This is a genomic window from Agromyces neolithicus (assembly GCF_039529735.1).
In the GTDB taxonomy this organism is placed as follows: domain Bacteria; phylum Actinomycetota; class Actinomycetes; order Actinomycetales; family Microbacteriaceae; genus Agromyces; species Agromyces neolithicus.
The window spans coordinates 264,653-271,012 of sequence record NZ_BAAANJ010000007.1; the positions used below are offsets into that span (position 1 = coordinate 264,653).

The window sequence follows — 6,360 nt, forward strand, 5'->3', positions numbered from 1 at the left end:
GTGGGCACCCCCGGCAAAGTCGGTCTGGTCTTCGTCTCGCACTCCGTCGACATCGCTCGCGGGCTCGTGGCGCTCGCGCGCCAGATGGCGCCGACGGCGGCACTCGTTGCGGCGGGCGGCACCGACGACGGGCGCATCGGCACGAGCTTCGATCTCGTGAGTGCCGGCATCGCCGAGGCAGACGCGGGCGACGGCGTCGTCGTGCTCTGCGACCTCGGGTCTGCGATCCTCACCGCCGAGACGGCCCTCGACTTCCTCGACGACGATGTACGGGCGCGTGTTCACATCGTCGACGCGCCGATCGTCGAGGGCGGCGTCGCCGCGGCGGTCGCCGCAGAGAGCGGCGATCCCCTCAGTGAGGTCATCGCGGCCGCGGAATCGGCGCGGGGCGGTTCCGCCCGCCCGGTCGAACCCGCTTCAGACGAAGCCGGGGGAGCGCAGCCGCTCCCCGACGGCGAACACGCGGCAGGGTCATCCGGTCATTCGCGCACTGTGACCCTCGTGAACGACGACGGCCTGCACGCCCGGCCCGCGGCGGAGCTCGTGAAGCTCGCGGCGACCTTCCCCCAACGCGTGACGGTGAACGGCGCCGACGCCAAGAGCCTGCTCGGCATCATGTCGCTCGGACTGACGAAAGGTGCACAGGTCGAGATCGCGTCCAGCGATCCCGAGGGAGCGACGGCCGTCGACGCGATCGCCGAACTCGCCGCCTCGGGGTTCGGCGAGAACTGAGCTCAGTTGCCGCCGGCGACGCGGATGTCGGCTCCCGAGGTGTAGCTCGCATCGGCAGAGAAGAGGTACGCCACCGCGCCCGCGATCTCGTGCGGCTCGCCAGGACGGCGCATCGGGATTCCGGGAGCGCGCTCGTCGGGGGCGTCGGGTCGGCCGGCGGCCGCATGGATCTCGGTGCGAGTGGTGCCGGGTGAGACGGTGTTGACCCGCACGCCGACCGGGCCGAACTCCTTCGAGGCGCCCGTCGTGAGTGCGTTCAGGGCGGCCTTGCTCATGGCATAGGGGATATAGGTGTTCGGGGCTCCACTGCGGGCGGCGCCCGACGAGATGTTCACGATCGAGCCGCCGGCCCCACCGCGGTCGGTCGCCATGTGTGCGATCGCCGCGCGAGTGAGCACGATCGGAGCGAGCACGTTGACCCTGAACAGCTCTTCGGACTCGTCGAGCGACGCGTCGAGGAAGCCCCCGATCTTGCCGGTGATGCCGGCATTGTTCACGAGCCCGGTGACCCGTCCGAACTTCGCGATCGCCGCAGGCACGACCGTCGCCGTCGCCTCGAGGTCGGCGAGGTCGACCTTCAGCACGAGCACGCGAGCGCCGGATGACGCGCACCTGCGTGCGACGGAGTCCGCGTCGTCGGCGCGGTCGCGGTAGGTGAGCACGAGATCGTGGCCGTCGGCCGCGAGGCGCTCGGCGATCGCCGCGCCGATGCCGCGGCTGGCGCCGGTGATGATGGTGACCGGCCGTGTTGGGACATCCGTCATGGTTCCACCATATGCGCGTGCGCGAGGCGGTGCCGAGAGGTCGCGTTCGGCTCGAATCGCAAGTATGGTGCGGTCATGTCGAAGTTCACGGAGAAGGTGAAGTCGATCTTCAGCAAGCGCCGCCCGATGACGCCCGAAGACGCCGCCGAGATCGCCGACTGGGTGAACGAGGGCGGCGCCATCGACCCCGAGGGCCCGCCGCGGGTGGCCGACCCGAAGAGCGACCCGAAGGGTGACGCGACGGGTGACCCGAAGGAGTGATCGGCGCGACCCTGCTCCACGCCGATCTCCGGGAACACCCTCTGGCCTCGCCCGATGATTTGGGCGTACCATCGGCTCCATGGCACGCGACGCGGCGAGCCGCCCCACAGGTAACGCGTTCACGCATTTCTTCGAGAAGGTCGACGAGGCGCTGGAGCCGATTTTCGGCGCCCCTCCGATCACGGCCGATGATGAACCGTTGCGTGGTCCGACCGGCGAGGAGGCGTGCCCGGTATGCGGTCACGCCATGTTCGAACATACGTTCGACCGATCGTCATCGAACACGGTACTGATCTGTCCGACCGACGAGCGACTGCCTGAACATGAAGTCGCCGGTCCGTACGGAGAACTCGGCATGCCGGCAAGTGGCCGACGTCTCGAGAAGTACGAAGAACGCCACGGGGCGAGCTGAGCAGGTGATCTCAGGGCCGACCGCGAGGCGCGTCGGCGGGGGAGTGGTGCGCCCGGCGGTCGGTCGCGTCAGTCGACCGCCTGCATGAACGCGCGGAGTTCGTCGGCGATGAGTCGCGGCTCCTCGAACGCGAGGAAGTGACCGCCGCGCCCCGGTACCGAATACTGACGGATGTCGCTGGCTGCGCGATGCGCGATGGAGCGCGGGAAATTCTCGATGCCGGGTTCGTGACTCTGCGTGACGGCGACAGGCACGGTGATCTGCGGGCGTGGCGTGTTGAGCGGGTAGTCGAGGTACTGGCGGAAGGATGTGCCGATCGACTCGGTCGCCCAGTACAGGGTGAGGATCGTGCACAGGGTGTCGCGGTCGAAGCGGGATTCGAGGTCGCCGCCGCAGTCGCTCCAGTCGCGGTACTTGTCGATGATCCAGGCGGCGAGGCCGGCGGGGGAGTCGGCCAGGGCAGCCGCGATCGTATCGGGACGCGTGCTCATGATCCAGCTGTAGCCCGAGTCCCACTCGTCGTATCGCTCTTCGGCGTCGAGGAAGGCCTGTTCCTCGGGTGTGATCGGAGCAGCGTCGAAGTCGGCGGGGAACGGCCCGTGGATGACATGAAGGCCGGCGACCTCATGCGGATACATCGTCGCGAGCCAACCGGATGCCGCACCCCCGATGTCGCCGCCGAACGCGAAGTAGCGTTCGTAGCCGAGGGTCTCGGTCATGAGCGTATGGAAGGTCTCGGCGATGGCCGCGCGCGTGAGCGGGCGGTCGGGGAGGGCTGAGAAGAGGAACCCCGGCAGCGACGGCACGACGACGTCGACCTCGAGCAGGTCGGTGAGCGGCAGCATCTCGATGAAGCTGCTCGGCCACCCGTGAGCCAGCAGCACGGGCGGGCGGCTCGCATCGCGGCGCACGTGCACGAAGTGCTGCCCGCGATCGGTGAACTGCGGGTAGGCGTTGAGGCGCATCTCAGCAGCCCGCCAGTCGAAACCGTTCGCCCAGTAGTCGACGAGTGATCGCAGGTAGTCGGGATCGGCGCCGGCGTCCCAGCCGGGCGCACTCGGTGCAGTGAATCGCGTGCGTACGAGGCGAGTCCGCAGATCATCGAGCACGTCCTGCGCGACAGAGATCCTGAAGGGTTCCATGACACGACGGTAGCGGCGTCACCGGGCCGGCCGCGCGCTCCACCGCGATTGCGCCGGCCAGCCGCGGCGTCACGGCGATGTCGGGTCGGATGCCGCGGCGTAGACGGCATCGAGGCGCTCGAGCGGGCTTGGTCCGCTGCGCGGCTTCGGCAGGGCGCCGAGGTGGCGGACGCGCAGTTCGTCCATGAGTTCCTCGATGAACGTCGGACCCTCATCGCGCATGAATTGCTGCCGGGCCCGGAGTTCGTCGCTGCCAGAACGCCAGTCGAGGCCCCAGTTGCCCAGGGCGTAGATGATCGGCAGAGTCTGGATGCCGGCTTCGGTCAGGCTGAAGCGAGCGCGCTGCCCGCGAACCACGGTGCCGCCTCGGCTGAGCACCCCTGCGTCGATGAGCCGCTTGAGGCGGTCGGCGAGAATGTTCGAGGCGATGCCCTCGATCGACCCGGTGAGCAGCGCCCGGAAGTAGCGGCGGTCACTGAAGATGACGTCGCGAAGCACGAGCAATGACCAACGATCTCCGAGCACCTCGATGGCGGCGTTGATCGGACACCCGGAGCGTGGTTCCACGATTCCTCCTTGACAGCGATCTTCTGCTCACTATAGTAGTTGCAAAACGCAATCACTATTGGGATGTGGGGCCGATGGGGCGCTTCGTATATGCGGTGAACGTGTCCCTCGATCTGCGGATCGAGCAAGTTCCGGGCGACGATGGCGCCGGCGAGTGGATCCGCATCGGCGAGGAACTCCACCGCGAGTTCAATGCCCGGACTCAGGCGCTCGCGCTGATCGTCCACGGACGGGTCTTCTACGAGATCATGGAGGAGTACTGGCCACGTGCGCATGAGGACGCGTCGGCACCGGACTTCATACGTGAGTACGGCGAGATCTGGACGGCCAAGCCCAAAGTGCTCGTCTCACGCACCCGCCGTAGCGCCGACCACAACACCCGGATCATCGGGGGAGACGACGCGATCGAGCAACTCGCCGCGCTCCGAGCCGAGACCGACGGCATCATCGGGGTAGGGGGCGCGGCGCTGGCGACGCAGCTGCTCCGGGCGGGGCTGCTCGACGAACTGCTACTCACCACTCATCCCGCGATCCTCGGCTTCGGAAGGCCGCTCTTCGACGACTACGAGATGCCGATCGAACTCGATCTTCTCGAGCAGCGATCATTCGAGCAGGGCGTCACGATGCACCATTACGCCATCCGCGATGCGAGAGAGGGCTGACCATGCTGAAGCAGGTTGCAGAGGGTGTGCTGGTGCACGAGAGCGAGTGCATCCAGAGCAACGCGATCGTCGTGGAGGGCAACGCTGGCGTGTTGCTCATCGATCCGGGCATCACGCGCGACGAGATGTCGACGATCTCCGACGACCTTCGCGAGTCGGGTACACCCGTCGTGGCGGGCTTCTCGACACATCCCGATTGGGACCACGTGCTCTGGCACCCCGCGTTCGGCGACGTGCCCCGTTACGGTACGGCCCGCTGCGCGGCTTCTTTGCGAGATCTGCTGTCGAACCCGGACTGGGAGGCCCGCGTCGCCGTGGGACTACCGCCGGAGTTCGCCGAGGAGATCCCGATGGATCTGCTCGGCCTCATCACGGGTCTGCCCGCCGAAACGACCCGGGTTCCGTGGGACGGCCCCGAGGTGCGCATCATCGAGCATCGAGGGCATGCCCCAGGCCATGCGGCGCTGTTGATCGAGGGAAGCGGTGTTCTCGTCGCCGGCGACATGCTTTCCGACGTCCTGATTCCGATGCTCGACCCGGGCGCAGCGAATCCGATTGACGACTACCTCGCCGCACTTCGTCTGTTCGAGCGAGTGGCGGGCGACGTCGATGTCGTCGTCCCGGGCCACGGGTCCGTCGGACGAGGTGACCAGGTGCACGCACGGATAGACCAGGATCGGGCGTATGTGCACGCCCTGCGTGACGGCACGGATCCGAGCGACCCGCGCATCGGTCCGTCGGCCAAGCCCGGCTGGGAATGGGTGAGCGATGTGCACACATGGCAACTCCAACGCCTCGCCACGGGAACGCCGGGCTAGTCAGCGGGGAGCGGGACACCGCCGCTTGGTGCCTTGTTGGTGGGAAGCAATATTCGATCTCGACGTATGGTCGCCAGTCTCCTGCCGGGTGCAATGCCTGCTCTGATGGCGAAGTCCCTTAACCGAACTTCCACAACGCTCGCTCGAACTTGAAGCGTAAGAGGGGCATGTTCACCGGTCGTCCTCGTTGTGGGCAGGTCATACGCGAATCACCACCGTCCGGCTGTCCCACAGTTGCACATGGGCCGACAGCGCCAGTTGCGACCGACGGACGAGTACCGTGACGCGACGGACGCCGGTTCCCCATCTGGGCCCGTGCGCCGAACTGGTCGACGAGCTCCGCGATCTCCCCTGGGCGCGGTCATCTGAGGGCCGGGGCGATGAGGGAGATGAACGCGTCGTTGAGGGCGGTGTCGCCGGGCGCCCAATCGCTCGTTGTGGAGGTGAAGTTCGCTTGGGTGACGACGACGAGGTCGCGGTTGGGGACCACGAGGATCCTCTGCCCGAAGCTTCCGTTGGCCGAGTAGGCCGCGTCGCCGTCGACGCGGCTGGTCCACCACAGGTAGCCGTAGCCGACCGCACCGGCTGGAGCGAAGCCCTCGACGCCGACCTCGAGGGGTAAATGTTCGGTCGTGGCCGCCTTCACCCAGTCGGCGGGGACGACCTGCTGGCCCTGCCAGGCTCCGTGGTTGAGGTAGAGCAGGCCGATCTTGGCCATGTCCTGCGCGCGCAGCGCGATGCCGAGGCCCCCGAGGTTGATGCCTTGGGGGTCGATGTACCACCCGAAGCCCGAAGGGTCGGTCAGGTCGTTCCAGTCGGTGAACGTCGGCTGGTGGGCTGGGCGGGTCGGGATGCCCAGTGGGTCGAACAGCGTGGCGCGGGCGTACTCCAGCAGCGGTGTGCCGGTGGCTGTGACGAGGATCGCCGCGATGAGGCACGGCCTTCTCAAAGTCCGGCGAGGCGCCGGGCGGTTTCGGGGTCGCGCATGGCTGACCGGGTGGC

9 protein-coding genes are annotated in these 6,360 nt (G+C 67.6%); 5 read left to right on the forward strand and 4 right to left on the reverse strand.

What is annotated here, in order from left to right; genetic code table 11:
• Positions 1-732 (forward strand): dihydroxyacetone kinase phosphoryl donor subunit DhaM, encoded by a 732-nt coding sequence (gene dhaM / locus ABD164_RS11550; protein ID WP_344296272.1) that lies wholly within the window; start codon positions 1-3, stop codon positions 730-732.
• A 2-nt stretch (positions 733-734) separates the two neighbouring features.
• Here the strand turns inward: dhaM and ABD164_RS11555 are convergent, their stop codons facing one another.
• The gene (locus ABD164_RS11555; protein ID WP_344296274.1) at positions 735-1,496 is read right to left on the reverse strand and encodes an SDR family NAD(P)-dependent oxidoreductase; all 762 of its coding nucleotides are present in this window, start codon (positions 1,494-1,496) and stop codon (positions 735-737) included.
• 75 nt (positions 1,497-1,571) lie between these two features.
• On the opposite strand from ABD164_RS11555, the gene ABD164_RS11560 reads away from it, so the two are divergent.
• Both ABD164_RS11560 and ABD164_RS11565 read left to right on the forward strand, forming a co-directional pair.
• Positions 1,572-1,757 carry a hypothetical protein gene (locus tag ABD164_RS11560; RefSeq protein WP_344296276.1) on the forward strand — a complete coding sequence of 62 codons (186 nt, stop codon included), beginning with the start codon at positions 1,572-1,574 and terminating at the stop codon, positions 1,755-1,757.
• Positions 1,758-1,836: 79 nt separating this feature from the next.
• Positions 1,837-2,169 (forward strand): hypothetical protein, encoded by a 333-nt coding sequence (locus ABD164_RS11565; RefSeq protein WP_344296278.1) that lies wholly within the window; start codon positions 1,837-1,839, stop codon positions 2,167-2,169.
• A gap of 68 nt (positions 2,170-2,237) precedes the next feature.
• Here the strand turns inward: ABD164_RS11565 and ABD164_RS11570 are convergent, their stop codons facing one another.
• A complete protein-coding gene (locus tag ABD164_RS11570) occupies positions 2,238-3,311 on the reverse strand; it encodes an epoxide hydrolase family protein (protein WP_344296280.1) in 1,074 nt (357 codons plus the stop codon).
• Positions 3,312-3,380: 69 nt separating this feature from the next.
• The gene (locus tag ABD164_RS11575) at positions 3,381-3,878 is read right to left on the reverse strand and encodes a winged helix-turn-helix transcriptional regulator (RefSeq protein WP_344296281.1); all 498 of its coding nucleotides are present in this window, start codon (positions 3,876-3,878) and stop codon (positions 3,381-3,383) included.
• Between ABD164_RS11575 and ABD164_RS11580 the strand changes: the two genes are divergently transcribed.
• Complete coding sequence (locus tag ABD164_RS11580; RefSeq protein WP_344296283.1) at positions 3,869-4,540, forward strand: dihydrofolate reductase family protein; 672 nt, start codon at positions 3,869-3,871, stop codon at positions 4,538-4,540. The two genes, ABD164_RS11575 and ABD164_RS11580, sit on opposite strands and share 10 nt — an antisense overlap.
• 2 nt (positions 4,541-4,542) lie before the next feature.
• Positions 4,543-5,358, forward strand: a complete 816-nt coding sequence (locus ABD164_RS11585; RefSeq protein WP_344296284.1) for an MBL fold metallo-hydrolase — start codon at positions 4,543-4,545, stop codon at positions 5,356-5,358.
• Positions 5,359-5,719: 361 nt separating this feature from the next.
• Here the strand turns inward: ABD164_RS11585 and ABD164_RS11590 are convergent.
• The coding region (locus ABD164_RS11590) for a serine hydrolase domain-containing protein (RefSeq protein WP_344296286.1) at positions 5,720-6,360 on the reverse strand (641 nt) is incomplete at its 5' end.